This is a genomic window from Cognatiyoonia sp. (assembly GCF_965661665.1).
GTDB lineage: Bacteria > Pseudomonadota > Alphaproteobacteria > Rhodobacterales > Rhodobacteraceae > Cognatiyoonia.
This window is the reverse complement of the sequence record NZ_CBFIEO010000005.1, coordinates 1-17,371: the sequence shown is the minus strand read 5'-3', so window position 1 is coordinate 17,371 and position 17,371 is coordinate 1. Positions and strand designations below refer to the sequence as shown.

23 protein-coding genes are annotated in these 17,371 nt (G+C 56.2%); 8 read left to right on the top strand and 15 right to left on the bottom strand.

Annotated elements, in window-relative coordinates:
- Window positions 1-65: 65 nt before the first annotated feature.
- From ACTF5F_RS04375 to ACTF5F_RS04365, 3 genes are read left to right on the top strand one after another with little or no spacing between them, the layout of a single operon-like run.
- Window positions 66-443, top strand: a complete 378-nt coding sequence (locus ACTF5F_RS04375) for an NADH:ubiquinone oxidoreductase subunit NDUFA12 (RefSeq protein ID WP_438955664.1) — start codon at window positions 66-68, stop codon at window positions 441-443.
- Window positions 443-892 (top strand): outer membrane lipid asymmetry maintenance protein MlaD, encoded by a 450-nt coding sequence (mlaD, locus tag ACTF5F_RS04370; RefSeq protein WP_438955663.1) that lies wholly within the window; start codon window positions 443-445, stop codon window positions 890-892. The genes ACTF5F_RS04375 and mlaD overlap by 1 nt, the downstream gene beginning before the upstream one ends.
- Entirely contained in the window at window positions 889-1,245 is a 357-nt protein-coding gene (locus tag ACTF5F_RS04365; RefSeq protein ID WP_438955662.1) for a DUF2155 domain-containing protein, read from the top strand. The genes mlaD and ACTF5F_RS04365 overlap by 4 nt, the downstream gene beginning before the upstream one ends.
- Here ACTF5F_RS04365 and aat read toward each other — a convergent pair.
- The 8 genes from aat to ACTF5F_RS04325 form a co-directional block, all read right to left on the bottom strand.
- Complete coding sequence (gene aat / locus ACTF5F_RS04360) at window positions 1,209-1,859, bottom strand: leucyl/phenylalanyl-tRNA--protein transferase (RefSeq protein WP_438955661.1); 651 nt, start codon at window positions 1,857-1,859, stop codon at window positions 1,209-1,211. The genes ACTF5F_RS04365 and aat overlap by 37 nt on opposite strands.
- A complete protein-coding gene (accC, locus tag ACTF5F_RS04355) occupies window positions 1,849-3,204 on the bottom strand; it encodes an acetyl-CoA carboxylase biotin carboxylase subunit (RefSeq protein ID WP_438955660.1) in 1,356 nt (451 codons plus the stop codon). Before accC ends, aat begins: the two co-directional genes overlap by 11 nt.
- A gap of 8 nt (window positions 3,205-3,212) precedes the next feature.
- Window positions 3,213-3,704 (bottom strand): acetyl-CoA carboxylase biotin carboxyl carrier protein, encoded by a 492-nt coding sequence (gene accB / locus ACTF5F_RS04350; protein ID WP_438955659.1) that lies wholly within the window; start codon window positions 3,702-3,704, stop codon window positions 3,213-3,215.
- Window positions 3,705-3,839: 135 nt separating this feature from the next.
- The gene (locus ACTF5F_RS04345) at window positions 3,840-4,589 is read right to left on the bottom strand and encodes an ABC transporter ATP-binding protein (RefSeq protein ID WP_438955658.1); all 750 of its coding nucleotides are present in this window, start codon (window positions 4,587-4,589) and stop codon (window positions 3,840-3,842) included.
- Window positions 4,590-4,598: 9 nt separating this feature from the next.
- Window positions 4,599-5,357, bottom strand: coding sequence for an ABC transporter ATP-binding protein (locus ACTF5F_RS04340; RefSeq protein WP_438955657.1), 759 nt, complete (start codon window positions 5,355-5,357; stop codon window positions 4,599-4,601).
- 12 nt (window positions 5,358-5,369) lie between these two features.
- A complete protein-coding gene (locus ACTF5F_RS04335) occupies window positions 5,370-6,581 on the bottom strand; it encodes a branched-chain amino acid ABC transporter permease (RefSeq protein WP_438955656.1) in 1,212 nt (403 codons plus the stop codon).
- Between the two features lie 6 nt (window positions 6,582-6,587).
- Entirely contained in the window at window positions 6,588-7,619 is a 1,032-nt protein-coding gene (locus ACTF5F_RS04330; RefSeq protein ID WP_438955655.1) for a branched-chain amino acid ABC transporter permease, read from the bottom strand.
- A gap of 95 nt (window positions 7,620-7,714) precedes the next feature.
- A complete protein-coding gene (locus tag ACTF5F_RS04325) occupies window positions 7,715-9,067 on the bottom strand; it encodes a substrate-binding protein (RefSeq protein ID WP_438955654.1) in 1,353 nt (450 codons plus the stop codon).
- A 218-nt stretch (window positions 9,068-9,285) separates the two neighbouring features.
- Here ACTF5F_RS04325 and ACTF5F_RS04320 point away from each other — a divergent pair, with 218 nt between their 5' ends.
- The 4 genes from ACTF5F_RS04320 (at window position 9,286) to ACTF5F_RS04305 (ending at window position 13,988) form a co-directional block, all read left to right on the top strand.
- Window positions 9,286-10,581, top strand: coding sequence for a helix-turn-helix domain-containing protein (locus ACTF5F_RS04320; protein ID WP_438955653.1), 1,296 nt, complete (start codon window positions 9,286-9,288; stop codon window positions 10,579-10,581).
- An 88-nt stretch (window positions 10,582-10,669) separates the two neighbouring features.
- Window positions 10,670-11,038, top strand: coding sequence for a response regulator transcription factor (locus ACTF5F_RS04315; protein ID WP_438955652.1), 369 nt, complete (start codon window positions 10,670-10,672; stop codon window positions 11,036-11,038).
- Window positions 11,035-11,301, top strand: a complete 267-nt coding sequence (locus ACTF5F_RS04310) for a hypothetical protein (protein ID WP_438955651.1) — start codon at window positions 11,035-11,037, stop codon at window positions 11,299-11,301. The genes ACTF5F_RS04315 and ACTF5F_RS04310 overlap by 4 nt, the downstream gene beginning before the upstream one ends.
- Window positions 11,301-13,988 (top strand): ATP-binding protein, encoded by a 2,688-nt coding sequence (locus ACTF5F_RS04305; protein ID WP_438955650.1) that lies wholly within the window; start codon window positions 11,301-11,303, stop codon window positions 13,986-13,988. The genes ACTF5F_RS04310 and ACTF5F_RS04305 overlap by 1 nt, the downstream gene beginning before the upstream one ends.
- Window position 13,989: 1 nt before the next feature.
- Here the strand turns inward: ACTF5F_RS04305 and ACTF5F_RS04300 are convergent, their stop codons facing one another.
- The 5 genes from ACTF5F_RS04300 to ACTF5F_RS04280 all read right to left on the bottom strand — a co-directional run bounded on the left by ACTF5F_RS04300 (window position 13,990) and on the right by ACTF5F_RS04280 (window position 16,452).
- The gene (locus ACTF5F_RS04300) at window positions 13,990-14,415 is read right to left on the bottom strand and encodes a TIGR01244 family sulfur transferase (protein ID WP_438955649.1); all 426 of its coding nucleotides are present in this window, start codon (window positions 14,413-14,415) and stop codon (window positions 13,990-13,992) included.
- A gap of 9 nt (window positions 14,416-14,424) precedes the next feature.
- Window positions 14,425-14,856, bottom strand: coding sequence for a DUF6691 family protein (locus ACTF5F_RS04295; protein WP_438955648.1), 432 nt, complete (start codon window positions 14,854-14,856; stop codon window positions 14,425-14,427).
- 3 nt (window positions 14,857-14,859) lie between these two features.
- Window positions 14,860-15,282 (bottom strand): YeeE/YedE family protein, encoded by a 423-nt coding sequence (locus ACTF5F_RS04290; protein WP_438955647.1) that lies wholly within the window; start codon window positions 15,280-15,282, stop codon window positions 14,860-14,862.
- A gap of 8 nt (window positions 15,283-15,290) precedes the next feature.
- Window positions 15,291-16,154 (bottom strand): MBL fold metallo-hydrolase, encoded by an 864-nt coding sequence (locus ACTF5F_RS04285; protein WP_438955646.1) that lies wholly within the window; start codon window positions 16,152-16,154, stop codon window positions 15,291-15,293.
- Between the two features lie 82 nt (window positions 16,155-16,236).
- On the bottom strand, window positions 16,237-16,452 hold the full coding sequence (locus ACTF5F_RS04280; RefSeq protein ID WP_438955645.1) for a hypothetical protein: 216 nt from the start codon (window positions 16,450-16,452) through the stop codon (window positions 16,237-16,239).
- A 103-nt stretch (window positions 16,453-16,555) separates the two neighbouring features.
- Between ACTF5F_RS04280 and ACTF5F_RS04275 the strand changes: the two genes are divergently transcribed.
- On the top strand, window positions 16,556-16,825 hold the full coding sequence (locus ACTF5F_RS04275; protein WP_438955644.1) for a DUF2312 domain-containing protein: 270 nt from the start codon (window positions 16,556-16,558) through the stop codon (window positions 16,823-16,825).
- 11 nt (window positions 16,826-16,836) lie between these two features.
- On the opposite strand, the gene ACTF5F_RS04270 is transcribed toward ACTF5F_RS04275, so the two are convergent.
- Window positions 16,837-16,986 carry a hypothetical protein gene (locus ACTF5F_RS04270; RefSeq protein ID WP_438955643.1) on the bottom strand — a complete coding sequence of 50 codons (150 nt, stop codon included), beginning with the start codon at window positions 16,984-16,986 and terminating at the stop codon, window positions 16,837-16,839.
- 61 nt (window positions 16,987-17,047) lie between these two features.
- Window positions 17,048-17,212, bottom strand: a complete 165-nt coding sequence (locus ACTF5F_RS04265) for a hypothetical protein (RefSeq protein ID WP_438955642.1) — start codon at window positions 17,210-17,212, stop codon at window positions 17,048-17,050.
- Window positions 17,213-17,371 lie beyond the last annotated feature (159 nt).

Genomic DNA, 17,371 nt, shown 5'->3' with positions numbered 1-17,371 from the left:
GTGGCACTGGACCTTTCGCTATGATTCCTGCAAAAGAGACCTGAGCAAAACCTAAGGCGCGCGACATGTTTCAGTTTATCAAACGCATCTTTACATGGTGGGACGGCCAGACATTTGGCACCCAGCTTTGGACATGGCGCAAGGGTGTCCGCGTTGGCGAGGATGAAGCTGGCAACATCTTCTACCGCAACGATGACGACAGCCGTCGCTGGGTCATCTACAACGGTGATATGGAAGCGTCGCGGGTAAGCCCAGAATGGCACGGTTGGCTGCACCATACGTGGGACGAACCGCCAACGGATCGTCCTTTGGCCCACAAAACTTGGGAAAAGCCACATCAGGAAAACCTGACTGGCACGCTGGCCGCCTATGTGCCAGCAGGTTCGCTGCGCAAAGCAGACCCTGTTGAGCGCTCCGATTATGAGGCTTGGTCGCCAGAATAATGCGTGAGAACGGCGCAGAAGTGGCCACTGGGGCCATTGTACTGGCCGCGGCGGTTGGCTTTGTCATCTATACCTTGCAACTCACTGGGTTTGGCGCGGGCAGTCGTAGCTACGATCTATCGGCCAGCTTCCGCTCCATCGAAGGGATCGATGTCGGGACAGAGGTGCGCTTGGCCGGTGTCAAAATTGGCAATGTCAGCGACATCAGTTTGAATTCTGAAACGTTTCGTGGGGATGCGACGCTTACCATCTCGCGCGGTGCGGAAATCCCCAACGATAGTTCGGCCGTGGTTGCGTCAGAGGGTATCCTGGGCGGGAATTTTGTTGAGATTGTTCCGGGTGGATCATTTGATGTCTACGCGCCGGGAGATGAAATTCTGGACACGCAAGGGGCGGTGAGCCTGATCTCCCTCCTTTTGAAATTCGTGTCAGGTGAGGGTGACAGGTGAGGGGCGTTCTTGCTTTCGTTATTGCCGCCGTTGCGTCCGCTGTGTCGGCGCAAGAGGCGTTGGATGGCACCGGCGGGACGCTGCGGGTGCTCGACAAAGTCACCGGCGAAGTGAGCGATCTGGATTTGGCGGTTAACGAAAGTGCAGAGGTCGGACGCCTAAAAATCACTTTGGATGATTGCCGCGTGCCGCGCGTGAACCCGACGGGCGATGCCTACGCTCAGGTGACGGTATTTTACAGCGATAACATCTCCCCCGCATTCGCAGGGTGGCTGATTGCGTCCGCTCCGGCCCTGCACGCCATGGATCATCCGCGTTATGATGTTTGGGCCCTGCGCTGTAGCACGTCCTGACCTGTTGCCATTGGCCTGCTTTGCCCAAACTGAACATCATGTAACACAGCCTTAGCAAGCCGCGCGTGATAGGCCGTGCGCGGGATTTCCACCGCGCCCATGCTGCGGAGGTGCTCGGTGATGAATTGCGTGTCGAAAAGGGTGAACCCTTGGGTTTTCAGGCGGTCGACGAGGAAGGCCAATGCTGCCTTTGACCCGTTGGTGCGGTTCGAAAACATGCTTTCGCCAAAGAATGCCCCACCGATCGCAACGCCGTAAACCCCACCAGCCAATGCACCGTCCTGCCAAACCTCGACCGAATGGGCGTGACCGCCCTCATGCAGGTCCATGTAGAGTTGGAAGATTTTATCGTTGATCCACGTCTCATTGCGCGCGGCGCAACCTTCCAAAACCTGTTCGAAAGCGGTGTCTACCGTTGCCTGAAAATCCCCCCGTTTCAGGGATTTCGCCAGCGTTCTTGATATGTGAAAGGCGTTGAGTGGAATGATCCCGCGCATTTGCGGATCGACCCAGAAAAGCTCTAGGTCGTCGCGTCCTTCGGACATGGGAAACACGCCCATGCGATAGGCATGCAGTAGCAGTTCAGGCGTTACCGGCGGCGCGTCATCCCGCATCGTTCATGTTGGTTTCAAGCCATTGCTCCAACCAATGAATGTTGTAATCGCCGGTCAGCACTGCCTCTTCCTGCAAAAGCGCGTGGAAAAGGGGCACGGTCGTATCAATACCGTCCACGATCAGCTCACCCAAAGCGCGCGCCAAACGGGCCAAAGCCTCTGGCCGGTCGCGACCGTGCACGATCAGCTTGCCGATCAAACTGTCGTAATAGGGGGGTATGCGGTAGCCGTCATAAAGCGCGGAATCCATCCGAACGCCCAAGCCACCGGGTGCGTGGTATTGGCTGATCGTGCCTGGGCATGGGGCGAAATTCGGCAGGCGTTCTGCGTTAATGCGCACTTCAATCGAATGACCGTTGATGTCCAAATCGTCCTGAGTGAACGACATCGGCATGCCAGCGGCGACGCGGATTTGTTCGCGCACCAGATCAACACCGAAAATGCTCTCAGTCACAGGATGTTCCACCTGAAGACGGGTGTTCATTTCGATGAAATAAAACTCATCGTTTTCAAAAAGAAATTCGATGGTGCCCGCACCGATGTAATTGATTTTGGCCACGGCATCGGCGCAGACCTTGCCGATCTTGGCGCGCAGTTCGGGTGTGATGCAGGGGCCGGGAGCCTCTTCAAACACCTTCTGGTGGCGACGTTGAAGCGAACAATCCCGCTCACCCAAATGGACCGCATTGCCTTTGCCGTCGCCGAAGACCTGAATCTCGATGTGGCGCGGTGTGGTCAGGTATTTTTCGATGTAAACTTCATCGTTGCCGAAGGCGGCTTTGCCTTCTGCACGGGCGGAATGAAATGCTTGCTCCATATCCGCAGCCGTCTGGGCCACTTTCATCCCGCGGCCACCACCACCAGCGGTCGCTTTGATGATGACGGGGTAGCCAATTTCTTCACCGATGCGCTTCGCATCATCCAACGTGTCAACACCACCGTCGGAGCCTGGAACGCAGGGCACGCCAAGCTGTTTCATGGTGTCCTTGGCCGTGATCTTGTCGCCCATGACGCGGATGTGTTCAGCGGTCGGTCCGATGAAGGTTAGGTCATGATCTTCGACGACTTGAACGAAGTTCGCATTCTCAGACAGAAAGCCATAGCCGGGATGGATCGCTTGCGCGCCCGTAACCTCACAGGCGGAAATAATCGCGGGAAAGGACAAATAACTTTCGGCGGATGAGGGCGGACCGATGCAAATCGCCTCATCCGCCATGCGGACATGCATTGCGTCAGTGTCAGCGGTTGAATGCACAGCCACAGATTGGATGCCCATTTCGCGACATGCGCGGACAACGCGAAGCGCAATCTCGCCTCGGTTAGCAATCAGGATTTTGTCAAACATCGCCGGTCCTATTCGATGATGACTAGAGGCGCGCCAAACTCAACGGGGGAGGCGTCTTCAACTAAAATCCGCTTGATCGTGCCGGAGCGTGGGGCAGGGATATGGTTCATGGTTTTCATCGCTTCGATGATAAGAAGCGTCTCACCTTCTTTGATCTCGCGACCGACGGAGATGAATGCGGAAGCGCCCGGTTCTGGCGCCATATAGACCGTACCTACCATTGGGGATGTCACTGCACCAGGATGTGATGCAGGGTCATCCGATCCGCTGGCTGCGGGCGCTGCCTCTGCTGATGGGGCCGCAACAGGGGCGGCTGCGGCAGCAGGTGCGGCCGCTTGAACGATGGTTTGCTGCTGCTGGCGGCTGACACGGACGTTGAGGCTGTCCGCCTCACCATATTCGCGTTTTACCTGCACTTCGGTAAGGTCGTGGTCGCGCAATACTTCTGCTAGTGCCTGAATAAAGCTGACGTCGCTGTCGCGCGTAGATTTGTTGCCCATGATCCGCCTTGGTCCCTTGCCCATTATTATCTTTGCCATGAGTCACGTAACGTAACTTCGGACAACATATATGTTAAGGCGGGCGTGCTGAAAAGCCATCAAGCGCAGATGCGCCCGATGGCTTTGGTCTTGTCGTCAGATGGCGAGGTATTTCGTGCGCAATTTCTCGTCGTCGAGCACCTCTTTGGCCGAGCCGTCGTAAACAACCGTGCCTGTGTCCAAGATCACGGCGCGGTCGGCCAATTTCAGGGCCGCGACAGCGTTCTGTTCCACGATCACGGTTGTAATGCCTTGGTCACGGATCACGTTCAGCGTTTTGGCTATTTCCTGTACGATCACAGGGGCCAATCCTTCATAGGGCTCGTCCAGCAACAACACTTTGATGTCGCGGGCGAGGGCGCGGGCGATGGACAGCATCTGCTGCTCACCACCAGAGAGCGTTACCCCTTCCTGCGTCCGGCGTTCGCCAAGGCGAGGAAACAGGTCATAGATGCGCTCAAGCGACCACCCAATGGGCGGTGCGATTTGCGCCAGCTTGAGGTTTTCCTCAACCGTCAGTCCCGGAATGATCCGGCGATCCTCTGGCACCAAGGCGATGCCATTGGCAGCGGCTTCATGGCTTTTCATCTTATGGAGGGGCTGGTGATCTAGCCAGATCTCACCATGACGCGCTTCTGGTTCATCCAGTCGTGCGATGGCCCGCAAGGTCGATGTCTTGCCAGCGCCGTTCCGCCCCAAGAGGGCAAGGATTTCGCCCTCGTGGATGTTGAAGCTGATGTTTTGGACGATGTAGCTCTCACCGTAGTAGGCTTCGAGCTCCCACACGCTCAGAAACGCTGGGTGCGTTGCGGCGTTGTTTTGGTTTTTGTTGAATGGTGCGTTCATGACGTGTCCTTACACCTGCGCTTCGCCGAGGTAAGCCTCGCGCACTTTTGGATGGCCTTTGATGTTCTCAGGCGTTTCTTCGACCAGCGGTGTGCCTTGCGCCAACACAGTGATCCGCTCCGCAAGAGAGAAGACGACGTGCATGTCATGCTCAATAATGGCCATGGTGATGTCGCGCTTCTCATTGATCTCTTTCAGCAGATCGATGGTGTTGTTGGTGTCGGCACGGGCCATGCCAGCGGTCGGTTCGTCGAGCAGCAAGAGCTTCGGCTCTTGCACCAGACACATCGCCATTTCCAAACGACGCTTGTCACCCCGTGATAGGCTGGACGCCTGCATGTTCCGCTTGTCGAGCATGTTGACGTCATCAAGGATCGTTTCCGCCTGATCGCGGATGTCGGTTTCCTTTTTCATGTCACCAATGCCGTTCATCTTGAACGCACCGTCCCGTTTGGCAAAGCAGGGGATCATGACGTTTTCAAACACTGTAAGATCGCCAAAGATCTCTGGTGTTTGGAACACGCGGCTGATGCCCAGCTGATTGATTTCATGCGGCTTGCGGCCCAGCACGGATTGACCATTGAACATGACCGATCCGCTGTCCGGGATGAGTTTACCCACCAGCACGTTCAGTAGGGTGGATTTGCCCGCCCCGTTAGGGCCGATGATGGCATGGACGGAGTTTTCCGCTACGCTGAGGTTCACATCCCCCAGCGCTTGCAACCCGCCGAAGCGTTTGTTGATGCCTTTGACTTCGAGCATTCCCATTGTCCAGGCTCCTTATTCTGCGGGTTCGGTGGAGCCACTAGTGGCTCCGTCAGTTGATTTCTTTCGGCTGAAGACACCGAGGATTTTTTCACCCAGTTGAACCAAGCCACCGGGCAGGAAGATCACGACAGCCATGAAGAGCACACCCAACGTCAGATGCCAGCCTTTGCCTACGAATGGGTGGATAATTGCGACCATGAAGTTCTCAAGACCTTCCGGCATGAACGCAAACCAGCTGTGCAAGATACCATCGTTGATTTTGGAGATGATGTTCTCAAGGTATTTGATGAGACCTGCACCCAAAACCGGTCCGATCAACGTACCGACGCCACCCAAGATGGCCATCACTACGATTTCACCCGAAGCTGTCCAGAACATCCGTTCTGCGCCTGTCAGCGGGTCCATTGCGGACATCAGACCACCGGCGAGGCCAGCATACATGCCAGAGATTACAAAGGCTGCCAGCATGTAGGGTTTGGTGTCCAAACCGGTATAGCTCATCCGCGTCTGGTTGGATTTGATCGCGCGGAGCATCATGCCCATCGGTGATCGGAAGATGCGGATCGACAGGTAGAAGCCGAGCAACATGAACACGGCTGCAAAGTAGTAACCGTTTTGGAATGTGAATTCCCAGCCGCCCACTTGCCACAAGGTCTGCGCGTTCATTTCCCACCCAAAGAGGTGCGGAAGTATTGGATCGCCTTCGCCTGCAAGGATCTGTGGGTCGTCTGCATAAACCTGAAGGCCGGTTTCACCGTTCGTGATGATCGTATTCAGGAACTTACCGATCAGGTCGGAGTAAGCAATCTGGTACATCATCTGCGCGAAGGCGAGCGTCAGGATCGAGAAGTAAATACCTGAGCGCCGCAAAGCAACAAAGCCAATTGCGACCGAGAAGATACCAGCTACGATGACCGATGCGATGATTGCGGGGATCACGTTGTAGCTGAGCAGTTTGAACATCCAGACCGCAGCAAAGGAACCCACACCCAAGAACGCCGCGTGACCAAAGCTTAGGTAGCCCGTCAGACCGAAGAGGATGTTGAACCCGATGGCCAGCAATCCAAAGATCACAAAGCGCTGCATCAGTGCGGGATAGCCCGCATTAAAACTTTCACCCAGCGCACTGTTCACAGGGAATGGGTTCAGTAGGATTGGCGCCAAGAGCGTCATCGCAACGACGATGAGGAAGAGGCGGAAGTCTTTTGAGTTGAGACCAAGCATAGTGGCTTACTCCTCCATGACGCCTTTGCGACCCATAAGGCCACGCGGACGTGTCAGTAGAATGATAATGGCGACCAGATAGATGATGATGAGGTCGATACCGGGCAGGATTGCTTTCACTTCGTTCATGGACGCGAAGGACTGCAAAATACCCAAGACAAAGCCGGACAGGACAGCACCGGGTAGGGAGCCCATACCGCCCACAACAACCACAACGAAGGAGAGGACGAGGAAGTCCATACCGATGTTGTAGTGCGGCGATAGGATTGGTGCGTACATCATACCCGCAAGACCAGCGACAACCGCAGCAAGGCCGAACATCAGCGTAAAGCGCTTGTCGATGTCGATGCCCAACATGCCAACGGTCTCGCGGTCGGCCATGCCGGCCCGAACCACCATCCCAAAGGTGGTGAATTGCAAGAAGGCAAAGACGGCAGCGATGATGATGGCCGAGAAGAAGAAGTAAATAAGACGCCATGTCGGGTAGAGGACCGAATTCGGCTCCATCCCCAGCCACGCGCCGAAGTCGACGGTGCCCACGAAAGCCGATGGCATCGGTGTTTGGATCGGGTTCGCGCCGAAGTTCGCTTTGATGATCTCGCCAATGACGATGGCAAGGCCAAAGGTCACAAGGATTTGGTCCGCGTGAGGGCGCTTGTAGAAGTGTTTGATGAGACCACGCTCCATCGCCCAACCAACAAACAGCATGAACGGGACGGTCAGGACGATTGCCAACGGCACCGACCAATCAATCAAGGTGCCACCAAAACTCTCTCCAAACCAGCTTTGGACGTAGGGCACTTCGACTTTGAGCGGATTGCCCAAGAAGTCTTTCTGAGTTTCATCAATGACTGTCGTGGAAAGGTTCAGGATCCGCTGCATCGTGACAGCGCAAAACGCGCCAATCATAAACAGCGCCCCGTGGGCGAAGTTTACGACACCAAGCGTGCCGAAAATCAAAGTCAGACCCAGCGCGATCAGCGCGTAGGCAGACCCTTTGTCAAGGCCATTGAGGACTTGAATAAGAAAGGCGTCCATCGGGTTTCTCCTAGGAACCGGTCAACAGTGGAAGGCCAAATAATGGCCGTGATGTGTCGGAGGGCGGCCAGGCCGCCCTCCGCAAAGGATTGCGCTTAAGCGCCTGGGTTACATGTCCCCAAAGACGCTTCAGCACCGCCAAACATTGGGTGATCTGGTGCATATGTGACCTGTTCAACTGGCGTAACTTCAACGATTTCCAGTGTGTCGTACTGGTTTGTTGGGTTCTCTTTACCCTTCATAACCAGAACGTCTTTGAAGCACTGGTGGTCTGCGCCACGGTAAAGCGTCTTACCGTTGCCCATACCGTCAAACTCGAAGTCTTCGAGCGCTTCAACAACACCACATGGGTTGAACGTGCCTGCACGTGTTACGGCGTCTGCATAGAGCAGTGTTTGCACGTAGCATGTGTGTGCCGCATTTGAAGGTGGACGGCCGTACTTCTCACCGAAGGACTTCACGAAGGCTGCTGTGCCTTCATCTTGAAGCTGCCAGTTCCAGTTCATGGAGCCGAACACGCCTTCGATGTTGGAGCCCGCACCAGCGGCCATCAGCTCGGAGTAGAGCGGAACAATGATGGTGAAGTCTTTGCCGTTAACCTGCTTGTCCTTCAGACCGAACTGAACAGCCTGTGTCAGAGAGTTGACCATGTCGCCACCGTAGTGGTTCAGGATCAGCGTATCTGCGCCGGAGTTCAGAACAGGTGCGATATAGGACGAGAAGTCACCTGCACCAACTGGTGTCAGAACAGTCTCTGCAGTTTCCCAGCCCATAGCTTCAGTCGAAGCTTGAATGGATTCCTGCTGTGTCCAGCCCCAGTTGTAGTCAGCTGTCAGGTGGTATGCACGACGGTCTGTGCCGTATGCGTTCTTAAGCACTGGTGCCAGTGCCACACCGGACATGTAACCGTTGAAGAAGTGGCGGAAGCCATTTGCTTTGCGGTCTTTGCCGGTTGTGTCGTTGGAGTGTGTCAGACCAGCCATAAAGATGATGCCGGCTTCTTGGCAGAGACCCTGAACAGCAACAGCCACACCAGAAGATGAGCCACCGTTGATCATGATCACGCCGTCTTTCTGGATCATGGACTGAGCGGATGCACGTGCAACGTCAGACTTTGTCTGCGTGTCACCTGTCACGAACTCAACTTTGCGGCCCAGAATACCTGTACCGTCGAGGTTCTTCTCGGAGAAGGTATTCAGCATACCGCCGTCACCCATGCCGTTGAGGTGCTCAACAGCCAGTTCCTGCGCGCGCAGTTCGTCCAGACCCTCTTCAGCGTATGGACCAGTTTGCGGCACGTTGAAGCCGATCTTGACAGATCCTGCGCCTGGCTCGTTTGTGTAAGCGGATGCGGAAGCTGCCGTAAAGATCGTTGGAACTGCAAGACCTGCACCAGCGATAGTACCGGACTTCAGAACGCCACGACGTGTTACGTTTTTATTGGACATTAAAATCCTCCCTAGGTTTGTGACTGCGACGGACCTCCTCGTCCGAACGCAGTAAGGCGCTTTACAACGCTGGTGCTATCATGGTTTTCAAACCCCCGCTTGCACAGCATGTCGTAGCAAACGCTAGACTTTTTTGTAAAGTAATGCACAGAATACTTTGGTGTACTGTAAATTGACATCTGCGCACGTGCAGAAAGCCGTTGAAAAGGTTCAAGGAAATGGCACTTCAAAGCGCTCCTCAAACGGGCACTCGGATACGCGAACGGCGCATTGACCAAGGTTTGCGGCAAGCTGATTTGGCCCAAATGGTGGGTATTTCACCGTCTTATTTGAACCTGATCGAACACAACCGCCGCAGAATCGCGGGGCGTTTGCTGGGGGACATCGCGCGGGTTTTGGAAGTCGAAGCGGCGCTGCTGACCGAAGGCGCCGACCGCGAAGTGCTCGAACAGATGCAAGCGGCCGCGACGTTGTCACGAAGTTCCGGCGCGGAACTTGATCGGACCGAGGATTTGGCAGGCCGCTTTCCAGGTTGGTCGCTGTTGATTGCGGAACAGTCAAAACGCATTCAGCAGTTGGAAGGGCAGGTGCAGGAATTGTCGGACCGCATAGCGCATGATCCGGCGCTCTCCGCCTCCTTGCACTCCGTCATTTCATCGGTAACGTCGATCCGCTCGACAGCCTCAATCCTGACGAGTGGTGAAGACCTCGATCAAGATTGGCAGAAACGGTTCCACAGCAACATTTACGAAGATGCGCTGCGGCTAGCGGGAAATAGCGATGCGCTCGTTCGGTATTTGGAAAAGCCACAGGAAACGCCCATCGGCAAACTGCCGACGCAAGAGGTCGAGGCGTGGTTGGAAGAGCATTTTGACGATGTGCGGGCGATAGAGCTAAATGGCACATCGGCGGCTGATGTTGTGGCAAAGGCAACCCTCACGGCTGCGGCGTCGAAGCTTTTGCTGTCGCATCTGACGCAAGCCCTCGATGATGCGGATCGGATGCTGGAACCGGCCTTCTCTAAGGCGGCGAAATCTTCGGGGTACGACCCAGTCGCCCTCGCCGATCTCTTTAACGCAGAGTTTGATGCGGTCCTGCGCCGTTTGGCCACGCTGTCGCCGGAGAAGGGGCATCCACCCATGGGCTTGGTAGTGTGCGATGCGTCGGGGGCGATCCTGTTTCAAAAGACCGTGCCGGAGTTTGGATTGGCGCGGGCGGGCAACGCCTGTCCAAGATGGCCGATATTTGCCGCACTCAGCCAGCCCATGCGCCCCATCGCGCGGGAGGTCGCCTTGCCCGGCACGCCTGAGACTCGTTTCATGTGCTACGCGATTGCGAAAGAGTTCGGAGCGACGGTGTACGAGCCGCCAACCGTTCGCGCGTACATGTTGGCGATTTCTGAGCCAGCAGGGGGGGCAGTTGACCCGCTGAAAGTTGGTCCAACCTGCCGCATCTGCGCACGATCTGACTGTGCCGCGCGGCGGGAGCCATCAGTGCTTGGCGCGTTGTCTTGAGGTTTTGACAGGCAAAAGTTTTGTCGCAATAGTCTACCCAACGCGGTTGAGGGAGCCGCGTTGCTTATCTTGGGAGGGATATGCGGGGATGGGAAAGCGAGTTCTTCTGATTGAGGATGAGCCCAATATCATTGAAGCGATCAGCTTCATCTTATCGCGAGACGGCTTCACGGTGCACACCCATGAGGATGGCGAGACGGCGATGGACAAAGTCCGTTCGTCACCGCCGGATATGATCATACTGGATGTCATGCTGCCCGGTCGAAGCGGGTTTGATATCTTGCGCGATCTGCGCGCCAATCCAGACACGGAAAAGCTGCCGGTGATGATGCTGACCGCGCGGGGGCAAAGCAAAGACCGCGATCTGGCAAGCCGTTTGGGCGCTGACCATTTCATGGCAAAACCGTTTTCAAACAGCGAAGTACGCGAACTTGTTCGCTCAGTTTTGGAACCTTGAGCAAGCTGCCCAAATCTAGCGTTTTTCTGGAACGCAAGAGTTACCGGCAGCGCCGGTTTCGGGATATTGTCCGCATCCTGCCGATCTTGGGTGCGGTGCTTTGGGCGATCCCGCTGATGTGGTCGCAAGAGCCTGAGGTGGGCGTCAGGAATGCGTCGGCGTTGCAGTATATATTTGGAATGTGGTTGGTGCTGATCCTCATCAGTGCCGTCATGTCCCGATTGCTGAGTGACGACTCTGACCAGACGACACAGGACAGCTGATGGTCTCGTTCAACCTCCTCATCTCGGTCTCGCTGGCCTACGTTGCATTCCTGTTCTTCGTCGCGTTCCTGGCGGAACGGCGCGCGGCGCGTGGGCAAGACAGCTGGCTGCGGTCGCCGATGATCTACACGCTATCCCTGTCGATCTACTGCACCGCTTGGACGTTCTATGGTGCGGTGGGTTTTGCCGCGCGGTCGGGGTTGGAGTTTGTGACGATCTACCTTGGGCCGACACTGGTGATGATCGGCTGGTGGGTCGTCCTGCGCCGATTGGTGCGGATCGGTAAGACCCAGCGGATCACCACGATTGCCGACTTGATCTCAAGCCGTTTTGGCAAATCAACGCAATTGGGTGTGATTGTGACACTGATGGCGGTGATCGCAACGACCCCCTATATCGCGCTGCAGTTGCAGTCGGTCACGCTGTCCTTTGCAGTTTTTGCCGAACAGGACGCACAGCTCTGGAACTTCTCCGACCTCAATGCGAGTGCGGCTTGGGTTGCCATCGGTTTGGCAATCTTCACCATCGGTTTTGGCACGCGCAACCTTGATTCAAATGAACGACACCACGGCATCGTCATGGCCATCGCGGTGGAGGCTGTCGTGAAACTGGTAGCCCTGCTCGCCGTTGGGGTCTTCGTCGTTTGGGGCTTGGCAGGCGGTCCGGGGCCGATGCTGGATCAAATCGAGGCGTCGCCATTGTCAGCCTGGTCTCAAGACGGGAGCCGCTGGGCAACGCTCATCTTCTTGTCAGCGGCGGCTTTCCTCTGTTTGCCGCGCATGTTCCAAGTCTTGGTGGTTGAAAACTCCGACGAAAAGCACCTGCAAGTCGCAAGCTGGGCGTTTCCGCTGTATCTTTTTTTGATGAGCCTCTTCGTGCTTCCAATCGCAGTTGTTGGGCTCAACACACTCCCGCAAAGCTCCAACCCCGACCTTTTCGTGCTGACTCTGCCGTTGAACCAAGGTCGGGAGGGGTTGGCGATGTTCTCCTTTCTTGGGGGGTTCTCCTCCGCCACGTCGATGGTGATCGTGTCGACGATCGCGCTGGCGACCATGGTGTCGAACCATATCGTGGTGCCGATTTGGCTGTCATCGTCGGGCAATGATGGTGCGTTGCAATCGGGTGATGTGCGCCGCGTGATTGTGATTTCGCGTCGGGTGTCCATCGCAGGCGTCTTGGCGCTGGGCTATGTCTATTTCCGCCTGTCAGGCGGCGGCGCGGCTTTGGCCGCGATTGGTTTGGTCTCCTTCTCTGGCGCGGTGCAAGTCCTACCTGCCATGCTCGGCGGCATCTTCTGGCGCGGCGCGAACCGCGTTGGGGCGTCGCTTGGTCTACTCACCGGCCTCATTGTCTGGCTCTGGACACTGTTCCTTCCCAGCTTTGGTGAGGGCGCAGCACTCTCCGCCTCCATCTTTGTCGAAGGTCCAGCGGGCATCGCATGGCTGCGGCCTCAAGCGCTTTTCGGAATTGACGGGATGGACCCGCTGGTCCACGGCATTTTCTGGTCAATGCTGCTCAACACGTCGATGTTCTTCCTTGGATCGGTGTTGAGTTTTCCAAAGCCCTTGGAACGTTTGCAGGGTGCGCAATTCGTGAACGTCTTTATGCACTCGGCCACTTCAAGCACGTGGACCAAGGGCAATGCAGACGCAGAAGACCTGCTCATCATGTCTCAGCGGATCTTGGGCGGCACTCAAGCGCAGACGCTCTTCCGCGCGCAGGCGCTGGAACAGGGCAAAGACGGGTACCTGCCGGATGTGACGCCGCTGTTCGTGGAACGATTGGAAAAGGAATTGGCGGGCTCGGTGGGGGCGGCGACGGCGCACGCGATGACCAGCCAGTTGACCCAAGGGGCAAATGTGTCCGTGGAAGATTTGATCGCGGTGGCGGATGAAGCCGCGCAAATCTTGGAATACTCCAACGAACTTGAAGCGAAATCTGAGGAACAGGAACGCACCGCGCGGGCATTAAGAGACGCCAACGCCAAGTTGACCGAGATTTCTGAGCAGAAGGACGCTTTCCTGAGCCAGATCAGCCATGAGCTTCGGACGCCGATGACCTCCATCCGGTCCTTTTCCGAAATCCTGCGTGACACGGCGATGCAGGACGAAGACAAGACGAAATACGCGACCATCATTCATGATGAGACGATCCGCCTGACGCGCCTTTTGGATGATTTACTTGACTTGTCCGTTCTCGAAAACGGGCAGGTCACGCTCCGCGAAACCACGGGGCAGTTGTCCGATCTGATTGATCGCGCGATTGGGGCCGCTGGCTTGGCCCCCGGCAGCTTGGATATTGAGCGCCGACCAACGCATGAAGTGCTATTTGTCGAAACCGATTTGGACCGTTTGGTGCAGGTGTTCATCAATCTCATCACCAATGCGGCCAAGTACTGTGATGCGGCGGAACCGCGTCTCAAAATCACTGTGCGTCGGGTCGATGGCGACACGGTTGTTGATTTCATCGACAACGGCACCGCCATCCCACGGTCAAAACAGACGGTCATTTTTGAAAAATTCGCTCGCGTGACCGATCAGTCCAAGGCGGGTGGGGCCGGCCTCGGACTCGCCATTTGTCGAGAGATCATGCACCGCTTAGATGGCAAGATCAGTTACTTGCCGGGGCAGGGGGGCAGCGCCTTCCGCGTGACCTTACCCGCACCGCAAGCGGTCGCGGCGCAATAGACTAGCCTTGCTTTAGACTATCGAGCGTAGGGCGCATCCCGCCCAAATCATACCCAGCCTTCGCCGCCGCTGTGATGATATCATCCGCTGGCATCTTTGACGCTTGACCCAAGGCCCACATAATCGAAGACCGTGTGCCGGATGCACAATAGGCCAGGACCGGACCCTCGCTTGCGTCGATGGCCGCTTTCTGTTGCGCAGCTAAATCCAAGCCCATCGTTTGGTGCGTGACAGGCAATTCGACGAAGGTGAGACCTGCCGCCTCCGCCAAGGCTTTCAAGACTTCTGCATGGTGGCTCGGTGGGATTTCCATGTCTGGTCGGTTGCAGATAATCGTCGTGTATCCTGCCGCTTGAATGGCAGAGACGTCAGCAGGGTCAATCTGCGGGGAGACGGCGTAGCGGTCGCTTAAAGGTCGGATATCCATGTGGCTCGTTTAAGCGCTCCCCAGTGCAGCGTCCAGTCGCGACTTGATTTTTGGCGCAACGTACATGCCCGCAATCATAGCGGCGACGAAGGCCAATCCACCCCATCCGTCAAATGACAGCGATGCAATGGATGGTCCGGGACATAAGCCCGACAGCCCCCAGCCCACACCAAACATTACCGAGCCGACAACAAGGTTCGTGTCGAGTTCAGATGTCGGTCGAGCCGGAAAATCACCGCCCAAGACCGGTGCGCGGTTTGATGTGAAACGCCATGCAATGGCCATCGGAATAATGGCCCCACCCATCACGAATGCGAGTGTTGGATCCCATTCGCCGAAGAAGTCCAGCCAGCCTTGGACCTTCGTGGTGTCCGTCATGCCGGAAATGAGCAAGCCTGCGCCAAACAGACCACCCACGATGAATGCAGATAGTGCGCGCATATCTCAGCCCCCCAACATTGAACGGAAAAGGGCGACTGTGATCGCGCCTGCACCGATATAGACAACGGTCGACATGATGCCGCGTAGCGACAAACGGCTGATGCCGCAAACGCCGTGCCCAGAGGTGCATCCATTGGCCATTCGTGTGCCGACGCCGACGCAGAGCCCCGCAATGACGATGATCGCCCAGTTATTTGTGAGATGCGTCTCACTTCCGCCCATCAAACTGGCAAGCACAGCAGGGACCACGAGCAAGCCCAGCAATAGCGCGCCACGCTCCATCCATGCATGATGGCCCGAGCCGTCGACGAGACCGCCCAGTATCCCTGAGGCCCCCATGATGCGTCCGTTGATTAACAGATACATGGCCGCGGCCAGTCCGATAAGCCCGCCGCCGAGCAGGCCCATAAGCCAATCTTGAGGCATGATCGCTCCTATAGTTCGTTGATTGGTATTTTGAAGAAGCGCTTGCCTGTCTCATCAGGCTCAGGGAAGTGACCTGCGCGCATATTTGTTTGGAGCGATGGCAGGATCAAACGCGGCATGCCCAGTTTGGCGTCACGCTCCGTCCGCATGGAGACGAAATCCTCCATCGGGCGGCCTTCGCCAATATGAATGTTGAGCGCCTTCTGCTCCCCGACCGTCGTTTCCCAAGCGAATTCATCCCGACCGGGCGCTTTGTAGTCGTGGCCCACAAAGATCCGTGTGTCATCTGGCAGCGCCAGAATTTTCTGGATTGAGCCATAGAGGTCTTTTGCAGACCCACCTGGGAAGTCGCAACGGGCCGTTCCAAAATCTGGCATGAAGAGCGTGTCGCCCACAAAGGCTGCATCGCCGATCACGTAGGTGAGGCAAGCAGGCGTGTGACCCGGTGTATGCAGCACATCAACCCGCAACTGACCGATATGGACGCTGTCGCCTTCCTTGAAGAGCGCGTCGAACTGCGACCCATCGCGTTGAAAAGCGGTCCCTTCGTTGAAGATTTTGCCAAAGGTGTTCTGGACCGTCGTGATGTTTGCCCCGATCCCGATTTGTCCGCCAAGCTCCTCCTGCAAATAAGGCGCGGCTGACAGGTGATCCGCATGCACATGACTTTCGAGAATCCAAGCCACCTGCAGATCCTTTTGGCGCACGCACGAAATGATCTCATCCGCTGAGGCTGTCGATGTCCGGCCCGCGGCCGCGTCGTAATCGAGCACGCTGTCGATTATTGCGCAACTGCTGCCGGCAGGGTCTCGGACCATGTAGGAAACCGTGTTGGTCGCTTCATCAAAGAAGGCTTTTACAAGTGGGGACATGGCGACACCTCGCGCAGAGAGTAGAAGAGCGTCTTTGCGAATATGAAACAGCAGCATTGACTGCCGCGTCAAGTGAGGTTCGTCATGATAGGGCGATGCCAAGAATAACCATCATCAAGCCAATGACGGACATAAAGAGGGAGCCGAGGTTCAGCGGCAAAACTTTTGACATCCGCTCGCGCAGTTCTTCATCACTTAGGTTCGAGCGTTTTGCCTTGGCCACGCGCAAGATGCTGAGCAAAATCCCCACCAAGCCGACAACGGAAATGCCCGCACCAATCCAGATCAGATATTCCATGTCAGCCTCCTAAATCGGGCCGAGCCCTACCGCGCCATTCTGGCGCTTGCAAGGGGCAGTGGAGGCGGCTAGGGAAGGGGCCTTAGTCCAAAGGAGCTATTTAATGTCTGACGAGACGACCAACCCAGAGCCATCCGCCACAACATCAGTTGCTGCGCAAGAATTGCGTCAATTCGTAGAACGGATTGAGCGTCTGGATGCTGAGAAGAAGGACATCGCGGACGCACAAAAAGAAGTCATGGCCGAAGCGAAAGGTCGTGGCTACGACACGAAAGTCCTGCGCAAGCTCATCGCGCTGCGCAAGCGCGACATCAATGATCTGGCCGAAGAAGAAGCGGTCCTTGATATGTACAAGGCGGCGCTGGGCATGTAGCGTGCTGCGGCTCAGATTTGGATGAGCCGCGCACCTGGCATTTGGCCAATCATCTCCACCTCCTGATCGTAGATTTCGGTTAGGCTTCCGTCCATCTCATCATCAATTCTAGGCAGATCAACTTCGGTCTCTATTTCCTCGTCCAACGCATATTTGTCCAAGAACGCCGCGATAATTTTGCGCTTTTGAGCTTCCGTTTGCGGTGGCTTGTTTTGGATGTAGCTAAAAAAACCGCTTCATCCCTTCGGGCACCATGATCGTCGCCAATAGGTCAAACCCACCGGTGATCCGCTGTGCCCGCTCTATCCCCGCAAGGGCGCGGACAATTTCTGACCAGATCAACGGGGTGTCTTCATTGCACCACATGGTGATGGGGCTATCTGACACTGTGGTGGATCCGTTTGATGACGTCTGACCAGCAGATATCGGTGACGTGAAATCCCTTGAGGTAGGCTTCAAACGCTGTGGCTTTGCTGTTGCGAAACACGTCCGGGAAGAAGGTTGCCGGATTGCATATTCCAATAAAGATTTCAAATTCATCATTTG

Bases quoted from the DNA above. Each gene is read 5' to 3' on its own strand.
- ACTF5F_RS04375 (WP_438955664.1), top strand. From the start codon at position 66: ATGTTTCAGTTTATCAAACGCATCTTTACATGGTGGGACGGCCAGACA.
- mlaD (WP_438955663.1), top strand. From the start codon at position 443: ATGCGTGAGAACGGCGCAGAAGTGGCCACTGGGGCCATTGTACTGGCC.
- aat (WP_438955661.1), bottom strand. From the start codon at position 1,859: ATGCGGGATGACGCGCCGCCGGTAACGCCTGAACTGCTACTGCATGCC.
- accC (WP_438955660.1), bottom strand. From the start codon at position 3,204: ATGTTTGACAAAATCCTGATTGCTAACCGAGGCGAGATTGCGCTTCGC.
- accB (WP_438955659.1), bottom strand. From the start codon at position 3,704: ATGGGCAACAAATCTACGCGCGACAGCGACGTCAGCTTTATTCAGGCA.
- ACTF5F_RS04345 (WP_438955658.1), bottom strand. From the start codon at position 4,589: ATGAACGCACCATTCAACAAAAACCAAAACAACGCCGCAACGCACCCA.
- ACTF5F_RS04340 (WP_438955657.1), bottom strand. From the start codon at position 5,357: ATGGGAATGCTCGAAGTCAAAGGCATCAACAAACGCTTCGGCGGGTTG.
- ACTF5F_RS04335 (WP_438955656.1), bottom strand. From the start codon at position 6,581: ATGCTTGGTCTCAACTCAAAAGACTTCCGCCTCTTCCTCATCGTCGTT.
- ACTF5F_RS04330 (WP_438955655.1), bottom strand. From the start codon at position 7,619: ATGGACGCCTTTCTTATTCAAGTCCTCAATGGCCTTGACAAAGGGTCT.
- ACTF5F_RS04325 (WP_438955654.1), bottom strand. From the start codon at position 9,067: ATGTCCAATAAAAACGTAACACGTCGTGGCGTTCTGAAGTCCGGTACT.
- ACTF5F_RS04320 (WP_438955653.1), top strand. From the start codon at position 9,286: ATGGCACTTCAAAGCGCTCCTCAAACGGGCACTCGGATACGCGAACGG.
- ACTF5F_RS04315 (WP_438955652.1), top strand. From the start codon at position 10,670: ATGGGAAAGCGAGTTCTTCTGATTGAGGATGAGCCCAATATCATTGAA.
- ACTF5F_RS04305 (WP_438955650.1), top strand. From the start codon at position 11,301: ATGGTCTCGTTCAACCTCCTCATCTCGGTCTCGCTGGCCTACGTTGCA.
- ACTF5F_RS04300 (WP_438955649.1), bottom strand. From the start codon at position 14,415: ATGGATATCCGACCTTTAAGCGACCGCTACGCCGTCTCCCCGCAGATT.
- ACTF5F_RS04295 (WP_438955648.1), bottom strand. From the start codon at position 14,856: ATGCGCGCACTATCTGCATTCATCGTGGGTGGTCTGTTTGGCGCAGGC.
- ACTF5F_RS04290 (WP_438955647.1), bottom strand. From the start codon at position 15,282: ATGCCTCAAGATTGGCTTATGGGCCTGCTCGGCGGCGGGCTTATCGGA.
- ACTF5F_RS04285 (WP_438955646.1), bottom strand. From the start codon at position 16,154: ATGTCCCCACTTGTAAAAGCCTTCTTTGATGAAGCGACCAACACGGTT.
- ACTF5F_RS04280 (WP_438955645.1), bottom strand. From the start codon at position 16,452: ATGGAATATCTGATCTGGATTGGTGCGGGCATTTCCGTTGTCGGCTTG.
- ACTF5F_RS04275 (WP_438955644.1), top strand. From the start codon at position 16,556: ATGTCTGACGAGACGACCAACCCAGAGCCATCCGCCACAACATCAGTT.